27 protein-coding genes are annotated in these 25,023 nt (G+C 41.2%); 14 read left to right on the forward strand and 13 right to left on the reverse strand.

Annotation, left to right across the window (positions count from 1 at the left end):
* The first annotated feature begins 1 nt into the window (after position 1).
* The 10 genes from argH (at position 2) to OFO07_RS06610 (ending at position 11,600) form a co-directional block, all read left to right on the forward strand.
* On the forward strand, positions 2 to 1,399 hold the full coding sequence (argH, locus tag OFO07_RS06565) for an argininosuccinate lyase (RefSeq protein WP_270871371.1): 1,398 nt from the start codon (positions 2 to 4) through the stop codon (positions 1,397 to 1,399).
* Positions 1,369 to 2,040 (forward strand): uroporphyrinogen-III synthase, encoded by a 672-nt coding sequence (locus OFO07_RS06570; protein WP_270871372.1) that lies wholly within the window; start codon positions 1,369 to 1,371, stop codon positions 2,038 to 2,040. Before argH ends, OFO07_RS06570 begins: the two co-directional genes overlap by 31 nt.
* A gap of 218 nt (positions 2,041 to 2,258) precedes the next feature.
* On the forward strand, positions 2,259 to 3,506 hold the full coding sequence (purD, locus tag OFO07_RS06575) for a phosphoribosylamine--glycine ligase (protein WP_270864713.1): 1,248 nt from the start codon (positions 2,259 to 2,261) through the stop codon (positions 3,504 to 3,506).
* Between the two features lie 4 nt (positions 3,507 to 3,510).
* Positions 3,511 to 3,957 carry an RDD family protein gene (locus OFO07_RS06580; protein WP_270867896.1) on the forward strand — a complete coding sequence of 149 codons (447 nt, stop codon included), beginning with the start codon at positions 3,511 to 3,513 and terminating at the stop codon, positions 3,955 to 3,957.
* Positions 3,944 to 6,193, forward strand: a complete 2,250-nt coding sequence (locus OFO07_RS06585) for an LPS-assembly protein LptD (RefSeq protein ID WP_270871373.1) — start codon at positions 3,944 to 3,946, stop codon at positions 6,191 to 6,193. The genes OFO07_RS06580 and OFO07_RS06585 overlap by 14 nt, the downstream gene beginning before the upstream one ends.
* Positions 6,190 to 6,924 carry a phosphoribosyltransferase family protein gene (locus tag OFO07_RS06590; RefSeq protein WP_270871374.1) on the forward strand — a complete coding sequence of 245 codons (735 nt, stop codon included), beginning with the start codon at positions 6,190 to 6,192 and terminating at the stop codon, positions 6,922 to 6,924. The genes OFO07_RS06585 and OFO07_RS06590 overlap by 4 nt, the downstream gene beginning before the upstream one ends.
* Positions 6,908 to 9,040, forward strand: coding sequence for a polyribonucleotide nucleotidyltransferase (locus OFO07_RS06595; protein WP_270871375.1), 2,133 nt, complete (start codon positions 6,908 to 6,910; stop codon positions 9,038 to 9,040). Before OFO07_RS06590 ends, OFO07_RS06595 begins: the two co-directional genes overlap by 17 nt.
* Positions 9,041 to 9,052: 12 nt before the next feature.
* Positions 9,053 to 9,907, forward strand: coding sequence for a universal stress protein (locus tag OFO07_RS06600; protein ID WP_270871376.1), 855 nt, complete (start codon positions 9,053 to 9,055; stop codon positions 9,905 to 9,907).
* 41 nt (positions 9,908 to 9,948) lie between these two features.
* On the forward strand, positions 9,949 to 11,112 hold the full coding sequence (locus OFO07_RS06605) for an MFS transporter (protein ID WP_270871377.1): 1,164 nt from the start codon (positions 9,949 to 9,951) through the stop codon (positions 11,110 to 11,112).
* Positions 11,109 to 11,600, forward strand: a complete 492-nt coding sequence (locus OFO07_RS06610; protein WP_270871378.1) for a methylated-DNA--[protein]-cysteine S-methyltransferase — start codon at positions 11,109 to 11,111, stop codon at positions 11,598 to 11,600. The genes OFO07_RS06605 and OFO07_RS06610 overlap by 4 nt, the downstream gene beginning before the upstream one ends.
* Position 11,601: 1 nt before the next feature.
* Here the strand turns inward: OFO07_RS06610 and OFO07_RS06615 are convergent, their stop codons facing one another.
* Both OFO07_RS06615 and OFO07_RS06620 read right to left on the reverse strand, forming a co-directional pair.
* Positions 11,602 to 11,841 (reverse strand): cyclophilin-like fold protein, encoded by a 240-nt coding sequence (locus tag OFO07_RS06615; protein ID WP_270871379.1) that lies wholly within the window; start codon positions 11,839 to 11,841, stop codon positions 11,602 to 11,604.
* A 26-nt stretch (positions 11,842 to 11,867) separates the two neighbouring features.
* Positions 11,868 to 12,128, reverse strand: a complete 261-nt coding sequence (locus OFO07_RS06620; protein ID WP_270858537.1) for a helix-turn-helix domain-containing protein — start codon at positions 12,126 to 12,128, stop codon at positions 11,868 to 11,870.
* Positions 12,129 to 12,211: 83 nt separating this feature from the next.
* On the opposite strand from OFO07_RS06620, the gene OFO07_RS06625 reads away from it, so the two are divergent.
* The gene (locus tag OFO07_RS06625) at positions 12,212 to 13,273 is read left to right on the forward strand and encodes a type I restriction endonuclease (protein ID WP_270871380.1); all 1,062 of its coding nucleotides are present in this window, start codon (positions 12,212 to 12,214) and stop codon (positions 13,271 to 13,273) included.
* Between the two features lie 60 nt (positions 13,274 to 13,333).
* Here the strand turns inward: OFO07_RS06625 and OFO07_RS06630 are convergent, their stop codons facing one another.
* The 11 genes from OFO07_RS06630 to OFO07_RS06680 form a co-directional block, all read right to left on the reverse strand.
* Positions 13,334 to 13,729, reverse strand: coding sequence for a cyclophilin-like fold protein (locus OFO07_RS06630; RefSeq protein ID WP_270871381.1), 396 nt, complete (start codon positions 13,727 to 13,729; stop codon positions 13,334 to 13,336).
* 37 nt (positions 13,730 to 13,766) lie between these two features.
* Entirely contained in the window at positions 13,767 to 15,296 is a 1,530-nt protein-coding gene (locus OFO07_RS06635; RefSeq protein ID WP_270871382.1) for a flavodoxin, read from the reverse strand.
* Positions 15,293 to 15,940 carry a DUF4405 domain-containing protein gene (locus OFO07_RS06640; protein ID WP_270871383.1) on the reverse strand — a complete coding sequence of 216 codons (648 nt, stop codon included), beginning with the start codon at positions 15,938 to 15,940 and terminating at the stop codon, positions 15,293 to 15,295. The genes OFO07_RS06635 and OFO07_RS06640 overlap by 4 nt, the downstream gene beginning before the upstream one ends.
* A 20-nt stretch (positions 15,941 to 15,960) precedes the next feature.
* Positions 15,961 to 16,932, reverse strand: coding sequence for an aldo/keto reductase (locus OFO07_RS06645; RefSeq protein WP_333720487.1), 972 nt, complete (start codon positions 16,930 to 16,932; stop codon positions 15,961 to 15,963).
* 96 nt (positions 16,933 to 17,028) lie between these two features.
* Entirely contained in the window at positions 17,029 to 18,030 is a 1,002-nt protein-coding gene (locus OFO07_RS06650) for an aldo/keto reductase (protein ID WP_270871384.1), read from the reverse strand.
* Between the two features lie 33 nt (positions 18,031 to 18,063).
* Entirely contained in the window at positions 18,064 to 19,362 is a 1,299-nt protein-coding gene (locus OFO07_RS06655; protein WP_270871385.1) for an NTP/NDP exchange transporter, read from the reverse strand.
* Between the two features lie 33 nt (positions 19,363 to 19,395).
* Complete coding sequence (locus OFO07_RS06660; RefSeq protein WP_270871386.1) at positions 19,396 to 20,019, reverse strand: flavodoxin family protein; 624 nt, start codon at positions 20,017 to 20,019, stop codon at positions 19,396 to 19,398.
* 24 nt (positions 20,020 to 20,043) lie between these two features.
* Positions 20,044 to 20,595, reverse strand: coding sequence for a flavin reductase family protein (locus OFO07_RS06665; RefSeq protein WP_270871387.1), 552 nt, complete (start codon positions 20,593 to 20,595; stop codon positions 20,044 to 20,046).
* Between the two features lie 30 nt (positions 20,596 to 20,625).
* Entirely contained in the window at positions 20,626 to 21,510 is an 885-nt protein-coding gene (locus tag OFO07_RS06670; RefSeq protein ID WP_270871388.1) for an aldo/keto reductase, read from the reverse strand.
* An 87-nt stretch (positions 21,511 to 21,597) separates the two neighbouring features.
* A complete protein-coding gene (locus OFO07_RS06675) occupies positions 21,598 to 22,056 on the reverse strand; it encodes a hydrogenase maturation protease (RefSeq protein ID WP_270871389.1) in 459 nt (152 codons plus the stop codon).
* Positions 22,053 to 22,394, reverse strand: a complete 342-nt coding sequence (locus OFO07_RS06680; RefSeq protein WP_270871390.1) for a formate hydrogenlyase maturation HycH family protein — start codon at positions 22,392 to 22,394, stop codon at positions 22,053 to 22,055. Before OFO07_RS06680 ends, OFO07_RS06675 begins: the two co-directional genes overlap by 4 nt.
* Before the next feature lie 161 nt (positions 22,395 to 22,555).
* On the opposite strand from OFO07_RS06680, the gene OFO07_RS06685 reads away from it, so the two are divergent.
* The 3 genes from OFO07_RS06685 to OFO07_RS06695 are packed head-to-tail and all read left to right on the forward strand — an operon-like array spanning position 22,556 to position 24,862.
* A complete protein-coding gene (locus OFO07_RS06685; RefSeq protein ID WP_270871391.1) occupies positions 22,556 to 23,332 on the forward strand; it encodes a hypothetical protein in 777 nt (258 codons plus the stop codon).
* A gap of 2 nt (positions 23,333 to 23,334) precedes the next feature.
* Positions 23,335 to 23,886, forward strand: a complete 552-nt coding sequence (mobA, locus tag OFO07_RS06690; protein WP_270871392.1) for a molybdenum cofactor guanylyltransferase — start codon at positions 23,335 to 23,337, stop codon at positions 23,884 to 23,886.
* Positions 23,876 to 24,862 (forward strand): phospholipase A, encoded by a 987-nt coding sequence (locus OFO07_RS06695; protein WP_270871393.1) that lies wholly within the window; start codon positions 23,876 to 23,878, stop codon positions 24,860 to 24,862. Before mobA ends, OFO07_RS06695 begins: the two co-directional genes overlap by 11 nt.
* The last annotated feature ends 161 nt before the right edge of the window (positions 24,863 to 25,023 follow it).

Consider the following 25,023-nt stretch of genomic DNA (forward strand, 5'->3'; position numbering starts at 1 on the left):
GATGAAAAAAATGTGGGAAGGCAGGTTTAGTGAGGCTAGTAGCGAGCTTTTGGAGAGATTTAACGCTTCGATTATGTTCGATAGAGAGCTTTACGAGGACGATATCGCAGGCTCAATCGCTCATGCAAGCATGCTAGGCGATGCAGGAATCATCACCAAAGACGAGGCTAGCGCGATAAAATCTGGTTTGGAGCAAATTTTAACCGAGATTAATGAGGGGAAATTTGAGTGGAAAATCGCCGATGAGGATATCCACATGGCAGTAGAAAAACGCCTAAGCGAAATTGTAGGCAAAGAAATCGGCGGCAAGCTCCATACTGCGCGCTCTCGCAACGATCAAGTAGCCCTTGATTTCAGGCGTTTTGTAATGCGAAAAAACCGCGAAATTTCGGTTCAAATTTTAAATTTGATTAAAACCTTGCTTGAAATTTCAAACTCCCACACAGACGCTTTAATGCCAGGTTACACTCACCTCCAACACGCCCAGCCTGTGAGCCTTGCCTTTCATTTGCTAGCTTACATTTATATGTTTAAGCGAGATTATGAAAGGTTTGTTTCAAGCTTCGAGCGCGGAAATTTCAGCCCGCTTGGCTCGGCTGCGCTTGCAGGCACCCCGCACCGCATAAATCGCCACGCCACGGCTAGTGCGCTTGGATTTTATGCCCCTATGGAAAACGCTATGGACGGCGTGAGCGATAGAGATTTCGCCCTTGAAATTTTATTTAACATTAGCCTATTTTTCATGCACGCTTCAAGGCTGTGCGAAGAGCTGATTTTGTGGAGTTCGAGCGAATTTGGCTTCATCGCTATAAGCGATGCGTATTCGACTGGAAGCTCGATAATGCCACAAAAGAAAAACCCCGATGTAGCCGAGCTAATCAGGGGCAAAACCGGCAGGGCTTATGGAAATTTAATGGGGCTTTTAACCGTTATGAAGGGTCTTGCGCTCGCGTATAATAAAGACATGCAAGAGGATAAAGAGGGCGTGTTTGATAGCGTAAAAGCTATTTTGGAGAGCGTTGCAATCCTAAATGAAATGCTAAAAACAGCCAAATTTAACAAAAAAAATATGCTAAGCGCGACTGAGCGTGGCCATTTAAGCGCGACTGATTTGGCGGATTTTTTGGTGCGAGAAAAGGGCGTGGCGTTTCGCGAGGCGCATTTCATCACCGGAAAATGCGTAGCCGCAGCAGAGAGAGCAGGCAAGGATCTAAGCCAAATGAGCGCGGAAGAGCTTCGCTTGGTCGATGAGCGAATCACGCCTGATGCGCTTGCATTTTTGGGGCTAAAAGCTTCGATGGACGCTAGGAAATCTTTCGGCGGGGCTAGCAGTTCTAGCGTGCTAGCGCAGATCGCGAGTGTGCAAAAGTGGCTGGGCGAGAAGAGCAGCTCTATTTAGTTTCAAACACTAAATTCGACGATGAGAGGGTGATTTGGCTAAATTTATGCGAGATAAAATTTTATAAATTTAGCATAAATTCCAAATTTGACGCACTTATTTTTACATCGAAAAATGGGGTAAAATCTTTGGAATTTAACGGCATTAAATTTGATGAAAATATCCAAATTTACGCCATTGGCAAGGCGTGCGCTGACGAGATAAGAGCCCAGGGATACAAAAATATTTTCGTAGCGCAAAACTCCCATGGCGACGAGTTTGCGCACGAGATTGCCACGCATTTAAAGGGCAAAAGCGCGCTTTATATCAGTGCCAAAGACAGAGTGTCGAATTTGCCCCAAATTTTGCACGAAAATGGCGTAAATTTGACCCATATAATCGGCTATGAAAACGCGCCCAAAAAAGCTAGCATTTCGCAAAAACCAGCCACAAATTCCGTGATAATTTTTACTTCGCCACTAAATGCGAAAAGTTTTATCTTAAATTTTGGCTGGGATAGCTCGTATGAGGCGATTTGCATAGGAAATAGCACGGCTAAAATTTTATCTAAATTTACAGAGCCTATAATCAGCGAAAATCAAAGCATAAAAGCGTGTGTGGATTTGGCGTTTGCTTGTATTTTAAGGCAAAAAAACATATAATTTCGCTTGCCTGGGTGATGCGCCAGCGTTATTTATGAGGGTCTAACATATTTTAGTAGGCGACGATGTGATTTGCCGGTGTGACGCGGCTCGGTTTGAGGCTCTGAGCTTACGGGTTGCGACCTAAGGGCTTGTCCTAGTTGCAAGATTGGCTTTGTTTTAGGCCGAATCTTTTTCACGCAACGCTCACTTGGGCTATTTTTACACGGAGTTTTACCTTGAAAATTTTAATCATCGGCAGTGGTGGCAGAGAATACGCTATCGCACTTAGACTAAAAGAGGATAAAAATGTTTCAAATCTATATTTTGCCCCAGGAAATGGCGCGACTAGCGCACTTGGCGAAAATTTGGATTTGAAAACTTTTGAGGAACTTGCAAATTTTGCGAAAGACAACAAAATTGATTTGACGATTGTAGGCCCAGAAGATCCGCTTACAAAGGGCATTGTCGATGTATTTAAATCAAAAGGTCTAGTGATTTTTGGACCGAGTAAAGCGGCAGCTCGTTTAGAGGGCTCAAAAGCCTATATGAAGGAGTTTTTGGCTCGCAATGCTATCCGCACCGCTAGATTTTTAAACAGCGATAATTTTGAGGAAATTTCTAAATTTATCCACACCCTAGATGAAAAAGTCGTAGTCAAAGCCGATGGGCTTTGTGCAGGCAAGGGTGTAATAATCGCTCAAAACCACGACGAGGCCAGAGACGCGGCATGGGAAATGCTAAAAGGCAGTTTCGGAGATGCTGGTAAAACCGTGGTTGTCGAGGAGTATTTGGACGGGTTTGAGCTTAGCTTTTTCGCGATTTGCGACGGGGATAATTTCGTCTCTTTGCCAGTAGCCCAAGATCACAAACGATTGCTAAACCGCGATCAGGGTCCAAACACAGGCGGTATGGGCGCATACGCTCCAAGCCCGCTAGCAGATGAGGCGCTGATAAAAAGGGTCGAAAACGAAATCGTAGCTCCGACTCTAAGAGGTATGAAAAAAGACGGCAATCCGTTTTGCGGAGTGCTTTTTGTGGGGCTTATGATTGTAAAAGGAGTGCCGTATGTGCTCGAATACAATGTCAGATTCGGCGACCCTGAGTGCGAGGTTTTGATGCCTTTAATCGACGGAAATTTAAGCCAAATTTTATACGATGCAGCCACTGGCAAGCTAACAGACATCAAACTCCGCGATAAATTCGCCGTTGGCGTCGTAAGTGCTAGCGAAAACTACCCTTACAAATCTACGCCAAAAACAAAGATTAATTTAGGCAAAATTCCGGCTAACACTCACATTTGTTATGCTGGCGTTAGCGAAGAAAACGGCGAAATTTACGCAGACGGCGGAAGAGTTTTGGTAAGTGTAGGTGTAGCTAATAATATCAGAGAAGCGCGAAATTTAGCCTATGAATTAGTCAAAAATATAGAATTCGAAGGCTCTCAACACCGAAGCGATATCGCATATCAGGCACTTAGGGACTAAGTAGGTGTTAGCTAGTCTTCCTAAGAGAATTTTCGCCTTTATTTTAGATGAGGTGATTATGGGCGTGCTTTTTACCTTTATGCTCATTAGCGTGGCTTCCGAGCCCTTGCTTGCGGCCTCACAGATGAGCGGAAGCGACCCAATGGCGCTAAATAACGCAATCGCACCGTATTTGCCCTATTTAGTAATGGTGAAATTTTTATATCACGCGATATTTGTATATTTTTATGGCGCGACTTTGGGAAAACTAGCCCTAAAAATAAAAGTCATCAGCGCTAGGGACGAAAACGAGAGGCTTAGCTTTGGCGTTTGCGCGTTTAGATCGGGCGTTAGGCTTGTTAGTGAAACAGCATTTTATATCGGATTTTTGTTTGCATTTTGGACGAAATTTCGTCAGAGTTTGCAGGATTTGGCAGCAAAAACCTTGGTGGTAGAAATTGAAAAAAAGTAAAATTTTAATATTAACATTTGGTGCGTTAGTGGCAAATTTGCTTAACGCAAAGGTGCAAAATGTCGAGTTAATCGCCGATAATGTCAAGCGAAACGGTTTTTTAACCATTGCGAGGGGAAATGTAACTGTGTATTCACAGGACTATTTCCTCACGGCCGATCGCGCCACTTATGATGAAAAAAACGAAATAATCGAGCTTTTTGGCAATGTAAATGCTATGCGTGGGGATAACGAAACCACCAGAGCCGAATACATTAAAATCGATTTGAAAAACAATACCCAAGAGGGCAAAGCGACCTTTATGATGGATAAAGACGCTGAGCTTTGGATGCAAAATGATGAGAGTTGCAGTGATAGCGAGTATTACCGTGTCAAGGGCTCTGTGATATCTAGCTGTAATGTCAATGATCCAGACTGGAAAATCAAATTTAGCAGTGGCAAGCTAAATAAAGAGAGCAAATTTTTACACCTTTTCAACCCTAGATTTTATATCGGCGATGTGCCTGTGTTTTATCTGCCGTATTTTGGCGTGCCTACTGATACTACGCGTAGAACAGGTCTCTTGCCACCAGAGGGCGGATATATCGGCGATGAGGGCGTGTATTATAAACAGCCAATTTATTTCGCGTCGTATGATAGCTGGGATTTGCAGTTAGACCCGCAGGTTCGTTCGCGCCGTGGTTTTGGTGTGTATGGGACATTTAGGTTTGCGGATTCGCCGTATTCAAGGGGCGAAATTCGTGGCGGTGTGTTTGATAATTTCACCCGCGCCCAAGAACGCTTAGAGTATAAAAACGAAAAACACCACGGATACGAGATCGAATACGATAGAAGCAAACTAGCTGGATACCTAATCGACGGAAATTTCAAAGAAAATTTATGGATTGACTTTACGAAATTAAACGACCTTGAATACTATGATTTAAAGAGCAAAGGTGGTGTCGATGAGGACGATAACGCGCTAGTAACTTCTAAGCTAAATTATTATTTGACGACAGATGACCATTATTTCGGGCTTTATGGCAGGTATTATATCGATACTAGCAAGCTCAACCAAGATAGCGTCTTCCAAAACCGCGATACGGTTCAAGAGCTACCGACTGCGCAATATCATAAATTTATCGATGATATCTTTGTGCCAAATTTGCTCTACTCTGTGGATTTAAAGGCGCGAAATTTCACCCGCCAAGAGGGCGTTACCGCGCGCCAATACGAGCTTGATATTCCGCTTAGTTATAGTGATAGATTTTTGGGAGATTATTTGGGGCTTAGCGTGAGCGAGCGTGTGTATATGACGCATATAGATTGGAGCGATAAATACTACTACGCAAATGGCGAGCTAGAAGCTGATAAAAACACATTTTACGCCAATCAATACACCGAATTTTCAGCATTTACGGATTTAGCCAAGGCGTATGAGAGCTTTTATCATACTATGATTTGGAGGGCTGATTTAAGGATTCCTGGCTGGCAAAAGGGCGAGATTGATAAGAGAATTTTAAAATCTCATCAATACGAATACGATGAAAAAAATGGAAATTTACGCAAATCCCGCTTGGCAAGGTTGCAAGATTCGCTGTATTGGGAGGATAATTTCCTTGGCGAGTTGGCTGATGAATATACACACGAAAATATAGCTCTTGGTATGACGCAGTATTTTTATGACGAAAATGGGCGCAAATTTATCCGCCACTCGGCTAAACAAAGCTATGATTTCGATGATGAAGAGCTGGGAAATTTCGACCATAGATTTGATATTTATTTCGCAAATGGGCTAAATTTGGGCAATCGTTTCACATACTCGCACAAATACGATAGTTTTAGCAAGGTTCAGACCTACGCAAACTACTCGAATTCTGATTTTAGCGCGAGCATAAGTCACGCTTATACCTACGATCAATTCGGCGATAAAAACGAAAAACGATATAAAAAAGACAACTACACAATCGCAAATTTAAGCGCGAATTTGCCAGGAAATAACAAAATTTTCGGGCGCTGGGAGTATGATTTGGCTAGGTCGTATTCAAAAATGTGGAGGCTAGGTATCACGCATACGAGAAAGTGCTGGAACTACTCTTTTGTCTATCAAGAAGACATCGAGCCAAAAAACACGAGCAACGCTGATTACACCAAGGCTAAAAAAGAGCATGGATTTTACTTTTTCGTAAATTTCTACCCATTTGGTGGGGTTGGATATGATTTTTCGGTTGATACCGAGTATGGTGAAGCGCAATGATACCAAGAGCGGAATTGATGTTTGAAAACGAAGTGGAAGCAGCCGAAAAGCTAGCTGAAATTCTGCCCTCAAATGCGGTAAAAAACGAAAATTTCCTAATCATAGCCCAGTCGTTATCATCGATTTATTTGGTAAAAAGACTATCTGAAAAGCTAAATTTAAGCTATGAATTTTTATTTAGCGAGATGATTTATGCGCCAAATAATCCAGAGTGCGTGATAGCCTGTGTGAGCGAAACGCAAGAGATAGTTTTCATAGATGAACTTGTCAAAAGCTTTGGGATAAGTTTGGACTATATTTACGGGCAGGCTAACCGCAAATATGAGGAAAAAATTTTAAAAAATGTCTATAAATTTCGCAAGGGCGCGCTCTTGCCTGACTTGGCTAGAAAAAATGTAATCTTAGTCGATGAGGGTTGCGAGAGTGGGCTTACGACGATGACATGTATAAAAACCCTAATCAAACTAAATGCAAAGACGATTTTTTATGCCACGCCGGTTATTAGCACTGATAATGCCCAAGAGATAGAAGCCACGGTAGATGGGCTATACGCCGTGCATAAAATAAAAGATTTTGTAAATGTGGATTTTTATTACAAAGAGAAAAAAGAGGAAAAAGCCGAGGATATTATACAAATTTTAAATAATTGCGAATTTTACCTACCATTTCACAAAGAAAAAAACATTGATAAAAACGAAAACAAGGAGAGTAACAATGCAGTGCAAGATTGATGTAAATAATCAATTAGAAATTTTTGACATAGACAAGGTCGCAAAACAAGCAGCGGGTGCTGCGCTTATGCGTGTGGGTGATACTGTGGTGCTAGCTACGGTCGCTAGGGAAGATAGACAGGTAGAGGAAGATTTCTTGCCACTAACCGTGCAATATATCGAAAAAATGTATGCCGTGGGAAAAATCCCTGGCGGATATATCAAAAGAGAGACCAAGCCGGGCGATTTTGAGACGCTAACTAGCCGTATTATAGATCGCTCACTTCGCCCACTTTTTCCAAAAGGATATGCCTATCCTACTCAAATCGTAGTTTATGTCCTCTCAGCTGATCCTGAGGTGGATTTGCAGGTTGTGAGCCTAAATGCGGCAAGTGTGGCGCTATATCTAAGCGATATTCCTATGAAAGCCCCAGTTTGCGGTGTCAGAGTAGGCCAAATAGACGGAGAATTTGTGCTAAATCCGTCAAATTCAGCCCTTAAAAAATCAGCTCTTGATCTGTATGTAGCTGGCGTGGGCGACGAGCTTTTGATGATTGAGATGCGCTCACTCCCTCAAATCGTAGGTGGCGTCCAGAGCATGAACGAACTACCAGAGGATTTGACAGCCCAGGCGATAAATTTCGCTGCTAAGGCTATCGAAGAGGGCTCGCGCAAATACGTGGAAGCATTTTTAGCGCTTAAAAAACCAGACGCAAATTTAGAGTATAAACCAGAAATCGAAGATGAAAATATCGCCAAATATATCGACGAAAACTACAAAGACGCCGTAAAAGAGGCGATTAATCAAATGGCAAAAAGCGAGCGCGCAACCGAGCTAAATAAAATCGTAGATAAAATTTTAACCGATGAAATCGCGGTGCAAAACGAGTGGCAAAAAGAAGTAGTAACAAATGTCATTGGCAAATACAAACGCCAAATCATACGCACTCAAATCATCGAAGAGCGTCGCAGAGCCGACGGACGCGCGCTAAATGAGGTGCGCCCAATCAGCATTGAGACAAACATTTTGCCACGCGCGCACGGCTCATGCCTCTTTACCCGTGGTCAAACACAGGCTTTGGTGGTGGCAACTCTGGGTGGGGATAGCGACGCTCAGCTTAGCGATAGCCTAACTAGCCCAGAGCCGATAGCTGAGAAATTTATGTTTAATTACAACTTCCCTGGATTTTGCGTAGGCGAAGCAAGCCCGCTAAAAAGCCCAGGTCGCAGGGAGCTAGGACACGGAAATTTGGCAAAACGAGCGATTTTTCCAAGCATTGATATAAATTCGCCTCAATCAATGCGCGTAGTAAGCGAAATTTTAGAGAGCAACGGATCTAGCTCAATGGCGTCAGTGTGCGGTGGCGCACTATCGCTTCGCGCAGCTGGTGTAAAGACCCTAAAATTAGTTGCAGGTGTCGCAATGGGACTAATCTTTGAGGGCGAAAAACACGCGATTTTAACCGACATTATGGGCTTAGAAGATCACGACGGGGATATGGATTTCAAAGTCGCTGGTAGCAACGACGGAATCACCGCGCTCCAAATGGATATCAAGCTTGGCGGAATTAGCCTAGAAGTGCTAAAAGAGGCGCTAGCGCAGGCCAAAGAGGGCAGGGCGCATATATTAAATTTAATGGAGGAAGCAAACGCAAATATCGTAATCAACGAAGCCGTGCTTCCAAAACTCGAAATTTTCAGCGTCGATCCTAGCAAAATCGTCGATATCATCGGTCAAGGCGGAAAAACGATTAAGGAAATTACCGAAAAATTTGGCGTTAGCATTGATTTAGATCGCGAAAAAGGCGAGGTTAAAATCCAAGGCGCGAACAAAGACGGCGTCGATGGCGCAAAAGAGAGAATTCTCTCTATCGTTTCAAATGCGAAAGATTTCCGCAAACCGCGCGCTGATAGAGGCGATAGGCACGAGCGCAAAGAGGTTAAATTTGAAATCGGCGAGGAATTTGACGGCGTAGTGCAAAGCTCACTAGATTTTGGCACATTTATTTCACTTCGTGACGGCGTAGATGGGCTTTTAAGAGCGAAATTTATCACAACTCCATTTAAACCGGGCGATGTGGTTAGAGTGCGCGTAACAGAGCAAAAAGGCAGTAAAATTTCACTTGAATTAGTGTAAAAAGGAGGCAAAATGGAGCTTAAAAAACTTTTTTTTCCAATCGGTGGCGGCGAAGAGTTAGAGGGCAGAATTCGTGGTGCGTTGCTTGTGAATAAATTTTTTGGCACACACATGAATATCATGGCGTGCCAGCTAGATCCTAAGATGATTTATAATGTCCGCATGACGCTAAAAGGCGGAGTTTTGATGGACGAGTTTTTGGAGTCGGCAAACGAGGAGATGAAGGCTGAGCGCGATGAAATCGGCGCAGTTTTCGAGGCAGAGTGCAAAAAAATCGACCTTGATATGCACGAAGATGAGAGAGTGGGAAATAGCGCTTGCTTGCGCCATTTGGTGGGAATTCGCTCTGAGCTAGTTGAAAAGCACTCTAAATACTGCGATCTTGTCGTGGTCTCAGTGCCCCCAACTGGCACTATTACGGGCACTTTCGAGGCGGCTGTTTCAAAAAGTGGCAAGCCTTGTGTCGTAATCCCAAGAGAGCTAAAAAGCTTTAAAGCTGATAAAATTTTGGTCTCTCTTACAGGCACGGCTGCAAGTGCCAGAGCGCTCGATCACTCGCTAGATTTGCTCAAAAAAGCGCAAAATGTCACAATCATCACAGCCAATCACTATCTCCAAGATAGCGCAGAAGAGACCAAGCGCAGAATCACCGAGTATCTAGCGCTGCACGATGTGAAAGTCGATAAATTCGAGCTTTTAAACATTGACGGCAAAATTCCAGGTCAGGTTTTGATAGACTATGCAAACAACGGCGGATACGATTTAATCGTCGCTGGACTTCACTCAAACACTGGAATTAAGGAAATTCTGCTTTCAGGAACGAGCAAATTTTTCTTGCAAAACACGCAAATTCCTGTTTTAATGTAAATTTTATATGGGATTTTCCCATATAAAATCCTAAATTTAAAATGAAAAACAAATTTGTCTATATTTTGGCATTTTCGCATTTGTGCTGTGATATAAATCAAGGCGCACTCGTGGCGATTTTGCCGTTTTTAATCGCCAGCTATCACTACGATTACGCAACTGCCGCAAGCCTAGTCATGGTCTCAAATATCGTTGGTTCGCTAATCCAGCCTATTTTTGGCTCACTCGCTGATAAGAAAAATATGCCTTACATTATCCCGCTTGGACTTATTTTAGCAGGTGGCGGTATCGCGCTAAGTGGCGTTGCGCCCTCGTTTGCCGTGCTTTGCGCGGTCGTGATGATCACAGGAATTGGCGTGGCGATGTTTCACCCACAAGCCGCAAGAGCCATAAATAAATGCTCTAATCCGCATAACAAAGCCCAAAATATCGGCATTTTCTCATTTGGCGGGATTTTGGGATTTTCTTTGGGACCGCTTTTTATGACGGCGATTATTAGCGCGTTTGGGCTAAAAGGCACGCTGATTTTCATAATTCCACAAATTTTAATTAGTATTGTGTATAGATTTTTTTACGCCGAATTTAAAAGACTTGGCGAAATCGCCCCCAAAACAGACACAAACACCCAAACTAACGGCGTCGATGACTGGGGCGGATTTTATAAACTTATGGCGTTAATCTGTGGGCGTTCTATCATTTTTCACGGATTTAATACATTTTTGGCACTTTATTTTATCTACGAATTTGACCAAAGCAAGGCTTATGCAAACACGCTATTAAGCGCATATATCGGCGTGAGCGCGATTTTTACGCTTCTTGGCGGCAGGTTTGCCGATAAATTCGGCTTTACAAAGATGATAAAAATCTCATTTCTTTGTCTTTTGCCGATTATGATAATGCTTGCAACCGCGCAAAATTTGGGCTTTGCCGTGGTTTTATTAGCACCGCTTGGCATTTTTCTAGCACTTTCTTATAGCCCGATTATCGCGCTTGGACAGGGCTATTTGCCAAACCGCGTTGGGCTTGCTTCTGGCGTTACATTTGGGCTGACCGTTAGCATTGGCGGGATTTTTGCGCCGATTTTGGGCTTAATAGCCGATAAATTTGGGCTAGGATATGTTTTATACACGCTTTGCGTGGTTTGCGTTTTGCCACTAATCATGGCGTTTTTCTTGCCAAATTTAGAAAAAAAGCAAGGCTTATGAAATATTTTTGGCGTTATAGCTCACCGCTTGGCGAAATTTTTATGCAAAGCGACGGAGCAAATTTAACAGCGCTTAAATTTGGCAAATTTAGCGATTTTGGCGCAGAATTTAGGGAACAAAATTTGCAAATTTTTGGGGATACCTGCGCGTGGTTGGACATTTATTTTAGCGGAATTTCGCCAAATTTCACGCCAAAAATTTCGCTAATTGGCAGCGAATTTCAGCTTGGAATTTGGCAAATTTTAATGCAAATTCCTTTTGGGACTACCACGACTTACGGCGAAATTGCGCGCGAAACCGCACTAAAAAGACAAATCCCAAAAATGTCCGCCAGAGCCGTAGGCAGAGCAGTGGGAGCTAATCCGATTGCTATAATTATCCCATGCCACAGAGTTATCGGCAGTGGCGACAAACTCACAGGCTACGCACACGGGCTGGATAAAAAAGAGTTTTTGCTAAATTTAGAAAATGCGAAATTTAGGGCTTAATTTAATCCGCTTTTTGGATTAAAACTCTCTCGCATTTTATGATTTCATCAAATCCGCTTTCGAATTTACCGAGATTTATGACGCCTTCGTAGTATGGCTGAGGTTTGTAGTAAAGCACCAAATTTCCCCACGGCGAGAAATAGCCAAGATCGCCGACTTTGCCGTCCGAACTAGGATCGCCGGCAAAATTTAATCGCACGGGTAAATCCGCGATTTTTTCTCGCCCTGCGTAATCTTTCAAAATTGGAAATTGTAATTAATAAAATTTTAAATAATATCTTCTAAGATTTCGCAAATACTGATATTTAAAGCTTTTGAAATTTTATAAATATGTTCTAAATTAAAATGTTTTCCATAGCGATTGTTTTCGCAATTTGAATAAAATGCAACAGATTTAATGCCGATTTCCAAAGCCAAATCAAGCTGCGAAATTCCCTTGCTTTCGCGCAAATTTCGCACATTTTGAGATACTTTTTTGTAAAATTCTGTTATTTCTTGTTCGTTTATATTGCTAAATTCTTTATTCATATTTATCCCATAGGTTAAATGAGATTTAAATTTATCAATGCTATAATGCTTTTTCTATATCCTATAGGATAAAAGGAGAAAAAGTGGATTTAAAAGAACAAATTAAAATAATAGGCGCCAATGTAGCAAAATTGAAAGATAGTATCCAAACAGAAGAGGCAACAAAAACAGCTTTTATAATGCCTTTTATACAAGCTTTGGGATATAATGTTTTTAATCCATTGGAAGTTATACCAGAATTTACCGCAGATATAGGAATAAAGCAAGGTGAAAAAGTTGATTATGCTATTTTTAAAGATGAAAAACTTATTTTATTGATTGAGTGTAAAAAAATTGGAGCGGAATTAAATTTAAATAATGAAAGTCAATTGTTACGATATTTCCATGTAAGCAATGCCAAATTTGCCATTTTAACAAATGGTGAGTCATATAAATTTTATTCTGATATAGAGCAGGAAAACAAAATGGATACAACTCCGTTTTTGTCATTTAATATAACAAAAATTAAAGAAAATCAAATTTTGGAATTACGCAAATTTTGCAAAGAAAATTTTGATTTTGATAAAATTTTAGACACTGCTACAACTTTAAAATATTCAAATTCTATTAGAGAGGCTATAAAAACTGAACTAAGCGAACCAAGTGATGAATTTCTAGCTGTTTTTATAAAAAGAGCATATAATGGTAGAATTACAAAAAAAGTTTTGGAACAATTTAACTCGATTGTTAAATACAGCTTTAAACAATTTATAGATGATAGTATTACTGAAAGATTACAAAATGCTATAAAAGCAGAAGCCGAGCAACAAACTCCGCCGCCACAAATAGAAGAAGAAATTCAAGAAAACGGCGGGATAGTAACAACAGAAGAAGAGTTAGAAGCTTTTCGTATTGTTAGAGCTATTTTATGCGATAAAATTCCTGTTGAGAAAATCCACTACAAGGATACAAAATCATACTTTGGTATTTTATACGACAATAAAGTAACTAAATGGATTTGCAGATTAATATTAACTGAAAATCGCAAGATATTGATGTTTCCGACAGATAGTAAAATCGAAGAAAGGATTGAAATTACTGATATCAGTGATTTGTATAAATTTAAAGATAAATTTGCGCAAGTTGCATTGGTATATTGCGAATAAAATAATAGCAAAAATAAATTCGCCAAAACTGGCGAATTTATTAAATTTATAATTTAAATTTTAATCCGCTTTTTGGATTAAAACTCTTTCGCATTTTATGATTTCATCAAATCCGCTTTCGAATTTGCCAAGATTTATGACGCCTTCGTAGTATGGCTGAGGTTTGTAGTAAAGCACCAGATTCCCCCACGGCGAGAAATAGCCTAAATCGCCGACTTTGCCGTCCGAGCTGGGATCGCCGGCAAAATTTAATCGCACAGGCAAATCCGCGATTTTTTCTCGCCCTGCGTAATCTTTCAAATTTAACTCTAATGGCAAATTTTCATAAAAACTCTTTGCCGCACTAGTATCGCCCAAAACAGCCACCGCACGGACATTTTCACAACTAAATTCTACTCTCATATCGCCTCCAAATGCAAAAATTATACTCAAACACAAAAAAATCAGTTTTTTCATAATTTTCCTTTAAAATTTTTGCCTAATTCTGCAAATTTTATTTTACCAAAATTCCGTTAGCATTTAGCCATGCTTTTATATCATCGCCGAGAGTCGCACCGCCTGAATAATGCACCGATAGTGCATTTCCGATAGGCGAATTTGGCGCAAGTTTGGCGATCGCCGTGACACTAGCCCCCATTCTGCCCCCACCATGCGAAGCAAACGGAATTATCATTTTGCCGTCAAAATCATAGCTTTCAAGTAGCGTTGCAATGGGCATTGGGATACTTGCCCACCAGTTTGGATAGCCTAGTAGTATCGTATCATACTGCTCGAAATTTTTGATTTGGGAGTCTATTTTTGGGCGTTTTTGCTTGTGCTGATCGTCCTGCGCTTGCATTAAACAAGTATTGTAATCATCAGAATACGGCGTTTCTAGGCGAATTTCAAAGATGTCTGCGCCCGTGATTTTGCGAATTTCTCTGGCTATGCCACGCGTATTTCCGCCCCACGAATAAAACACGATTAAAATTTTTTCGTGTTTGCTTTGAATAAAACTTTCGTTTTTGGCTTCGATTTTGCCAGAAATGGCTGAATTTTCGGCATTTCTTGCAAGGCGAATTCCAAGATTGTGATTTTTATAATTTGACTGAGCTGCCGCTCTGTAAGCACTGCGTAAATTTTTGCCAAAGTCGTTCCAGCCGCCACCCCTATAAACATGCCTTGTGCCGACACTCGCGCCTGTGGGATTTAGCGCGTTCCCACTCTCGTAAGCGCCGTAAAAATCCCAGCACCACTCATTTACATTGCCGTGTATGTCAAAAAGCCCAAAGCCGTTTGGAGCGAAGCTGCCTACTTCTATCGTGCGATAGCGTGGGCTTGTGGGTTTGGCTTTTAGTTTGCTATTGTCAAAATAATTTTCTTCGATTTCATAAGGGTAGTTTGAGTAAAAATTCGCCTCATTTCCGCTTGGCGGGATAGCTGAGCTAAATGGCGTCGAAGTCCCCGCACGCGCGGCAAATTCCCACTCGGCTTCGCTTGGCAATCTATATCCGTTCGCACCCCTATCCCAAATGACCGAATCTGGCGTGATTTCATAGGCTGGGTTTAGCCCTTCGCTAAGGCTTTTTAGGTTGGCAAATATTAGCGCATCTAGCCACGAAACATTTTCCACAGGCAAATTAACGCCTTTGTTTTCGCTTGGATTAACGCCCGTGATGCGCTCGTATTCGCCCTGCGTGATTTCGTGAGTGCCGATATAAAAATCACTCACGCCCACTTCATGCGCCATCTCGTCATCGCTTCGCCAGTTTTCGCTTTTCTCGCTTCCCATGATGAAATTTCCGCCTTTAATCAAAACGAAATTTTTATCTAAATTTGTGGAATTTTTCTGCGTATCGCTTAAAATTTGCTTTGATTTTTCATCTAAGATTTTTAGTTTTTCTAAATTTTCATTTTCGTTTGAAACACTCGCTGTGGCTGTATTTTCGATGATATTGCTCTTTTTTGAGCCAGTAATATTATAAATCACCCCGCCAAAAATAAAAATCGCCAAAAGCGCGAAAATAGGCATAAATTTTTTCATTTTGTTTCCTTTAAATTTTTGATAAATTTTGCTAGTAAAAATCCGATAAACGCCCACGAAAATAGCATTGTAGCGCCATTTAGCATACTTTGGTAAAGCGGAATTTTAAAATCCAAAAATGCAAACTGGACTTTTGCTAACATATAATCAACCATGCCTGTATCCAAAAACAGCCAAAATCCATAAAGCGAAATTAGCCACGAGCCGATGATTAGGGCATTTGCGAAAGTGCTTGGTTTTAGTTTTTTAGCTAAATTTAGCGCATGAAAACCGATATGAAGTCCTGCAAATACAAAAAACCAGTGCGTAGCGCACAGATGAAGCACCCTAGCAAATGAAATTTTCATAAATCCGCTAAAAATAGCCGCGGCGTATTTACTCATCGCCAAACCCGATATTATGGATATTACAAAAGAAATTATAAGGGCGAAATTTATGAAATTTTGAGCCAAATTTGATGAATTTTTTAAAATTTTGAGCTTATACCACCACGAGTTTAAAATTTGATGAACCAAAACCACAAAAAGAGCAAAAACGCCGATATATTCGTGCGCTCTTTGCTCTGTGGATTGCGAACTCATAAGCAAAATTAACAAAAATGCCAGAAAAATGTCGGTTAGCTGTTTTTGGCTTTTTTTACTCATTTTTTGCCTCGCAAAACCCGTTAATCAGGCAATTTCCAGCCGTTTAGCATTTCTACTGTTTTTGGGTCTAAGTGGTTGAAATCATTAAATAGCGATGTTTGCTCGTCCATTGCAGCGATTGTTTGCATATCGTTTGCGTCAAGTTCAAAGTCAAAAACGCTGAAATTTTCAACCATACGCTCTTTGCGAGTGGTTTTTGGTATAACGATAACATCAAGCTGAATAAGATAGCGCAAAATCGTCTGAGCGACGCTCTTGCCGTATTTTTCGCCGATTTTTTTGAGAATTGGGTTGTTAAACATATCGTTTCTACCCTCGCCAAAACTCGCCCAGCTTTGCACCGCAACGCCATACTTTTTGGCGATTTCGCGGTCAAATTTACGCTGATGAAATGGATTTAGCTCGATTTGATTAACGGCGGGTTTGATTTTGTTATTTAGGGCGAAATCCACTAAGCGATCGGGATAAAAATTGCTAACGCCGATTGATTTTATGCGTCCTTCGTTTTTTAGCCTACTCATCGCGCGCCACGCTCCGTAAATGTCGTTATATGGCTGGTGGAGCAAAAGCAAATCAAGATAATCTAAGCCCAGCTTTTTCATACTAGCTTCAAAACTGCGTAAAACGCCACTTTCTGTCGCGTTGCTAACCCAAATTTTGGTTGTGATAAAAAACTCTTCCCGCTTAATCCCGCCTTTAATAGCCGAATTTACCGCCGCACCCACGCCAAGCTCATTTTGATATGCCTGAGCCGTGTCGATAGAGCGGTATCCTACGCTAATGGCGTCTTCAACGCACCTTTGGGTGTCGTTTTGTGGGATTTGATACACGCCGTATCCTAAAATAGGCATTTTGTTGCCGTCATTTAAAGTGATAAATTTCATAGCTTCTCCTTTTAAATTTTGCGAATTTGCGTTTAAATTTAGCGCACCGCCAAGCAGTGCCACGCTACCCAAGATTGCAGAATTTTTTAAAAATTCTCGCCTTTGCATAAAAATCCTTTTTGGCAAATTTGATTAAATTTTAGCAAATTTGAGAGTAAAATTCATAGAACAATACTCCAAATTCCTTGCCTAATCCTGCAAATTTTATTTTCGCTCGATTCGCTCTGGACCGCCTTTGTTGATAGCGCCTACCACTTTGTGTGGGACATACAGCTCTTCAAGGTATTTGATCTCACTCTCATCAAGGCTGATTTCAAGGGCTTTTGCCCAGTCATCTAAATGCTCTGTTTTAATTGCGCCAAGAACTGGGCTATCCACGCCCTTAGCAAAGTGCCAAGACAAAGCGATTTGCGCCATATTTACGCCACGATTTTTCGCTATTTCATCAATCCTAGCGATGATTTTAAGGTCGCTTTCTTTAAATTCGTCGTATTTTACGCGTAAGACTTTATCTTCATTTACTCGCTTTGAATACCCGTCCCACGAAGTGTGAGCTAGATGACCGCCAGCTAGCGGGCTATACGGCGCGATACTTGTGCCAAACTGCCTACACACGGGGATCAAATCCCGCTCATCTTCCCTATAAATCAGGCTATAATGGTTTTGCATAACGCTAAATTTGGTTAAATTTTCACGCTCGGCGCATAGTTGCATGTTAAAAAACTGATAGCCATACATCGCACTAGCCCCTAGCGCACGGACTTTTCCGGCTTGAACTAGCTCATGAAGTGCACTCATAGTCTCAAAAATTTCGTGGTCGTAGTCGAAACGGTGTATCATATACACATCGACATAGTCCGTGTTTAGGCGTTTTAGTGAGCCTTCTATTTCACGCATGATTGCCGTTTTGCTTAGTTTGCCTTCGTTGAAAAATACCTTAGTTTCGATGACGACATCTTCTCTTTTGACGCCTAAATTTCGAAGCGCCTTGCCTAGATAAATCTCAGAATCGCCGTTGGTATAGACATTTGCAGTATCAAAATAATTTATACCAAGCTCTAACGCCCTTGCGACGACCTTTTCGCAGGTTTTCTCATCTGCCTCAGTCCAAGTAAGAAAGTTTGGATTTGGTCTGCCAAAACCCATACAACCAAGGCAAATTTGCGAAATTTTAATATCAGTTTGCCCTAAATTTGTGTATTTCATAATTTCTCCTTTTATTGCCTAATTCTGCAAATTTTATTTTAATTTTTCATATTTTTTACTTAAATTTAGACCTAAAATTCCCCATACAAACGAAATTATTGCGCCTAAAATCAAAACTCCACTCACGCCAAATTTAGCTAACGCAATGCTCTCTACTTGCGATGAGAGCGCGTCTCCGCCGCGATAAACGACCGTGTCAAGGAAGTTTTTGACCTTGTATTTGCTTTCGCTATCAAGCGGGACAAAAAGCATTTCGCGAGCTGGTTTCACAAGGGCGTATTCGCCGATTCTGCGCAGGCTCATCACAAGCGCAATGCCCCAGAATGCTGGGTGCGTGAAATTTAGCATAATAAATCCGAGCGCAATCACAAATCCAAGCAGAGCCAAAAGCCACTTTATGCCAAAAAATTTAGCGATTTTTGCCGTTAGGAAAATTTGTATAAAAAAACTAGCGCTTTGCACGATGAGATCGATATTTGCAAAGGCTGCAGCTCTGGCTTCGCGGGTTTCGAAAACCGCTCGGACGATTCTGGCTTGTTCCATGTATAAAAATGTGCTAACACTTGTTAGTAATAAAACAAAGCCCACAAAAGATAGTAAATAGGGTGATTTAGCGATGATTTTAAAGCCATCAAGCGGGTTTTTGCTAGGTAGGGGAGTGCTGAATTTTTGAGTGAAATTTGCCTTTTCGCTCTCGTTTTGGAGCAAATTTAATCCTTCTTTTATGATTAAGTTTTTCAAAATCAAGGCAAAAAACAGCAAAAACGCCGATAAAAATATGAAATTTTGTGTCGAAACTTCTCGCAAAAAGCTAACCAAACCAGCCCCTGCAATCCCGCCTAAACTCGCTCCCGCGCTGATTATGCCAAACATTGATTTGCTTGTTTCTTTGCTAAAAACATCTGCTAGGACGCTCCAAGCCGAGCTTATGACAAAGAGATTAAAAACGCTAACCCAAATGTAAAAAACCTTGCAAAGCGTGGCAAATGCGGGGCTTTGGGCGTCAATAAATCTCATAGCCACGAAAAAGCCAAGCAAATTTAGAGCAAAAAATATAAAAATTGCGTCGGTGTAGAGTTTGCGCCTGATAGCTCCGCTTAGCCACATAGCCACAAACGAACAAACAATCGTAGCGACAAAAGTGCCTAAAAATAGCCATTTTAGCTCGTCGCTTCCGCCATGAATCCCAAGCGCATCGCGAATCGGGCGGAGTAGCGCATACGAGCAAAAAAGCGAAAAAATAAAAAACGCACTGTAAAGCAAAAGCTTGAATTCTTCACGCTTTATCTCAAAAAGCAAGTCAAAATTATCTTTAAATTTCGCTTTGTTCATTTTAAAATTTGCCTACGATAAATTTTTGCACATTTACCTAATGAAATTTGTCAAAATTTGCTCTTCATACTCAGGCATAGCAACGGCGTTTTTGGCAAATTCTTTATTTTTGACAAACCAAGCGATATTTTTGGCTAGTGTTCGCATGGTCTGTAAGCCCTCTTCGTCCTTTGGAAGGTCATCAGGCGTCATGGCGTGGGCTTCGTTCCAATACTGCGAACCAGCCAAAAACATATTTGCAATCGTAAAAAATTTATTTAGCCTATCAAAACTCGCACTAGCCCCGCCACGCCTAGCTATAAGGACACTTGCGCCGATTTTACCGCTAAATTTATTTCCGCCCACGAAAAAAAGTCTTGTCAAAAACGCCTGAATTCTAGCTGTGGGTCCGGCATAATACACAGGACTTCCAGCTACTATGCCGTCAAATTCGTCAAGCCTTTGGATTATGTCATTTACCAGATCGTCTTTTATGGCACAACGCCCAGTTTTGATGCAGGAAAAACAGGCAATGCAATCATTTATCGCTTTTTTGCCAAGATATAAAATTTCGCTTTGAACGCCGTTGTTTTCAAGCTCTTTTGCGATTTCGCTTAACGCTAAATTTGTGCTTCCGTTTTTGTTCGGACTGCCGTTTATGAGTAGAATTTTTGACATATTTGCTCCTTAAATTTGCTAAATTTACACGCCTTTGCCGTCAAGATAAAATTTTTTCCCTGCGACATAATGAAGCGTTTTTAGCTCATCGCCAACTTCATCAAAACGCCAGTGGCTGCCGTCAAAAACTCTATCATCGCCATAAGCTGCCACAACCTGCCCGATAAAAAGGTCGTAGGTCTGCTCGTTGTGAGGCTCTGAGATAACCTTGCAAATAATCCACGCAGCGCAACCTGCGACTAGCGGGACTTTGAAGTCATCTTTATAAAACAGCTCCACGCCGTCCATTTTATGCGGGTTGTCGAAGCGAGAATTGTTTTCATCGCCCAAATTTAAAAGCAAATCTTTTTGCGTGGCAACGGGGATTTGCACCGCAAAATATCCGCTTTTTTCGATAAGAGTGCGTGTAAATGAGCCATTGTGCGGCACTATCGTGACTTTGTCGTAATCAAGCGGACACGCCCAAGTAACCGCCATAGCATTTTTTACGCCATCAAATTCAGCCGAGACTATCGTCGTAGCACCGTGGTTTAAAATGTGGTAGGATTTTTGAATATCGACATTAATTATTGCCATTTTTTGCTCCTTAAATTTTGGTTTTTAAATTTATCTGTTTAAATTTGCAATCTCTTTCATATCTTCATCGCTAAGTTTGAAATCAAAAATGCTTATATTTTCGATCATACGGGACTTTGTCGCGGTTTTTGGGATAGTGATGATATTTCTTTGGATTTGCCAACGCAAAATGACCTGCGCCGCGGTTTTGCCGTATTTTTCGCCAATTTTTTGAAGCGTTTCATTTTTTAAAATTTTAGAACTACCTGTGCCAAAAGGCGAATAGGCTTGCGTGGCGACACCAAGCTTATCAAGTCCGTTTTGCGCACGAATTTGCTGTTTGAAGGGGTGAAGCTCGATTTGATTAAGCACAGGTTTTATAGCAAATTCATCGCAAAGCTCTCGCACTAAATCCACGCTAAAATTGCTAACGCCTATTGATTTTATTAGCCCCTTTTCTACTAGCTCGCAAAATCCAGCCCAAATGCCCTTAATATCGCCATAAGGAGCGTGGATTAGATATAAATCAATATAATCAAATTTAAGCGCATCTAGGCTTTCATAAACTGCCCTTTTTGCACCATCTTTGCCCACATTTGCGCCCCACATTAGCTTTGAAGTTACGAAAATCTCATCTCGTTTTATGCCACTATTTCGCACAGCTTCGCCCACGATCTCTTCGTTGCGATAATACTGCGCCGAGTCAATATGGCGGTATCCGACTTCTAAGGCATTTTCGATAGCTTTTAGCCCGTCCTTGCCACGAATATCCCAAGTGCCATAGCCTAAAATAGGGATTTCCCTGCCGTTATTTAAAGTGAAATTTGGAACTAAATTTTGCATTTTTGCCCCCTTGTTTGCAAAAAGCGAATTTGCGCCCATAATCATGCCTGCGCCAAAAATTACAGAATTTTTCAAAAAACTTCGTCTTTGCATAAAATTTCCTTGAAAATTTTAAAATTTCGCAGAAATTTTACCAAATTTGGGGTGGAATTTGGTAGAACAATCCTCCAAATCCCTTGCCTAATCCTGCAAATTTTTGTCTAATTCTTTGATTTTTTCTATTGCAAGAAGTGCGCCAGTTTTGGCTGTTTGCGAGAGCGTGGAGGAAAATTCGCCCAAATTTAGCAAATCAACCTTAATGCCTAAAAATAGTATTTTTGGGATAAATTCGCGCAGGTATTTGATCCACACGCACGCTGGGATATTGTGCGCGCTGTAAAAATAACTCACATCATCGCTTAAATCCACGAATTCGCACTCAAATTGGCTATTTTCGTCCATTATCACGCCGATTGCATCGACTGCGACTAAGATTTCTGGCGCGTAAGCTCTGATTTTGGAAAATTCGTTTTCTGGCATATCGTTTCCGAAAAAAACTTTCCACTCTTTTAGCTCTTCTAGGGCGATTTTGCCGACTTCTATGCCAACGCCATCATCGCCACGAAGCTCGTTTCCTACGCACAAAATCGCTTTTTTCATCTAAAAACTTTCCTAAGCGTTAAATAACCCTCATCTAAATCCTTTAAAAACTCACCCAAAGCCGAATTTTTAAGGCTTTGCAAAAGTTTTATGGCGTGTTCTGGGAAAATTTCGATTTCGTTTATCGTAGCGATATTTCCTAGCTTAAATTTCGCGTATTCATCGCCCGCGCTTAGTATCTCTTCCCACTCATTTTCGCTAAATTCGCAAATCTTCTCGCTAAAATCAATCGTGCCAACCCCATGCCCAAGGCTCGTAAAAATGGTGATATCCCTAAATTTCGGCGCAGTATCTGGCTCATCTACATGGCGTTTTGTCAGCTTCCAAACCTCTATCATAATCCTGCCTTAAATTTGAAATTTTGCGAAATTATACAGATAAATTCTTAATTATTAAAATTTAAAAAAATCCAAAATTTTGCCCTTTATTTGCTATAAAAGTAGTATAATCTTTCGCTTAAAAGCAAAAGGCTTTTAGGACAAATTTTAAGGAGGGCGGTATGAAGGTTGTAAGTATTGTTGTAGTAGATGGCAGTGTCGTAAATGAATCTGATTTGATTACAAGTATTGCGTCGTATGATGATTTTAGCGCGATTAGCGCAGAGCTTCGAAAAGCCCTGAAAAAAAATTATATTAACAAGTCGCAATATACGAAAATTTACAAAAAAATCACCGCGCAAACTGGGTTTTCGCGTGCGAAATTCGACTATACTCCATACGCGAAAGATATCGAGGAGCTGGTTTCAAGGGGATACACGGTCAAAGCGATTTTAGCCCATATCGGCGAGAAGGACGCGGAGTTTAAAAAATCTGTGAGCGCTTCGGGGCTAACGCACTTCATAGCTACGAATTGTAAGGACGAAAAAAACAAAATTCGCGCAATCGCAAAGAGCAAAAACGAGCTTTTGCAAGCGTATAAATTTGAGCTTAAAAAGCTCCATTTCAAGGGCATTTCAGATAAAGATATTTTGCGAGTAATGAGGGAAAAATACCCTGAGGATTTTACCAAAATCACAGAGGCGCAAATCCATGAGTTTATAGAAGCCAACGCCAAACTCGATATGGGACGCAAAATTTCGCTTCTTAAAAAACCAAGCCTGTATGATGAGCATTTCGACGAGATTATGAGTTTGTATAAAAGTGGCATGAGAGTCTATGATATCTGGAAAACACTAAGGCAAAAATACCCAAAACTAGCCAAACTTCAAGCCCCAAGCTTGTATCATTTCATCGGAAATAACGCGCTTGGCAAGGCAAAATATATGCAAGAAGGATAGGCTTGGGCGAGCCTAGAATTTGCGTGATTTTGTGCGGCGGCAAAAGCTCTCGTTTTGGCAGAGATAAGGCGATAGAGCCATTTTTGGGCGAGCCTAGCATGACGCATTTTTGTTTTAAAAGGTATTCTCGCATTTTTTCGCAGGTTTTCGTCTGCGCAAAATCGCAAAAATTTAGCCCCCCGCTTCCTTTGATAAAAGATGATTTCGAAGATTTTTCACCTATGGGTGCGCTGTATTCGGCGTTAAGGGGGTTTGCCGGGAAAAGGGTTTTCATCGTGCCTGCTGATACGCCATTTGTGAGCGAAGAGGCAATCCACGCGCTTTGGGAGAGCAGGGCTGAGATTTCGCTTGCAAGCGATGGCGAAAAAACGCATAATTTATGCGGATTTTTTAGCGGGGATTTGGCGGAGCGTGCGCTGAAATTTTACCGCGAAAACAACCATAAAATCGGCGAATTTATTACTTCTTGCGATAGTGAAATTTTAAAATTTAAAGACAAAGCGCAGTTTTTAAATATCAATTACGAAAGCGATTTAGAAAAAGTTGAAAACTAAAATTTTATTTTTGGCGCTATTTAGCGTTTTGTGCGCAGATGATGGCAAAATTTTGGCGAAAGCTAGGGATTTTGAGGCAAAGGGCGATTATAAAAACGCTATGATTTATTACAAAAAATTAGCCCTTGCAAACACTAGCGCGCAAAATTCAAGCGGAATTTCAAAGTCAAATTTAGCGTCAAATTCAAATGAAATTTCGGCGCAGTATCCGAAAAAGCAAAATTTAAAGCAAAATTTAGCGAATTTAGACTTGAATTCCACGCCAAAACCAAGCAAAAAACAAAATTTTAGCGAATTTTTGGGCATTAAATATTACGAGCCAATTTACGCAGTTTTTACTCACGATCACCATAAAAAACAGGGTTGTAGCCCCAATGAAGCGCACTTTGCGTTTAGTTTCGAACGGCCTATAAGCTATGATTATTTTGGCTTTGGCGAGAAAATTTCCTTTGCTTACACGCAAAATTCGTGGTGGCAAATCACCGCCGATAGCGCGCCATTTAGGGAAAATAACTACAAGCCAGAGCTTTTTATGAGTTTGGAGCCAGGCTTTGCCGACGAGCTAAAACTTGGCGTTTTGCACGAATCAAACGGCAAGGACGGGGCGGATTCGCGCTCGATAAATCATCTTTACGCGCAAAGTTCGTGGAGGTTTGGGGGCTTTGAAATCACGCCGAGACTTTGGTATGCTTTCGGGCTAGATCAGCGCAACAAGGACATTAGCGAGTATATGGGCTATGGGGATTTGCGCGCTTCGTATAGCTTCGGGCGACACAAAGTCATGGCTAAATGGCGCAACAATCTGCGTTTAAACTCGCAAAATCGCGGTGCAATCGAGCTTGATTTTATATTTCCGCTATTTAACAGCGGGCTTTATGGATATTTTAGGTATTTTAGCGGATACGCTGAGAGCCTGGCGGATTATAAAAAAAGTGTCGATAAAATCGGCCTTGGCGTCTCGTTTGTGGAATTTTAAATTTTGCCAAATACTGACCCTGAATTTTGTATAATTTGTCATTGCAAGAAATGCGAAGCATTTCAGTAAAAATAAAACCAGCTAAATTTAGAAAAACGAAGTTTTTCTAAATTTAGCCACTTCTAAGGTTTTACAGGGGTGGGGGTTGGTAAGGGGGAGGG

It is taken from the genome of Campylobacter sp. JMF_06 NA1, assembly GCF_027737785.1.
Classification (GTDB): domain Bacteria; phylum Campylobacterota; class Campylobacteria; order Campylobacterales; family Campylobacteraceae; genus Campylobacter_B.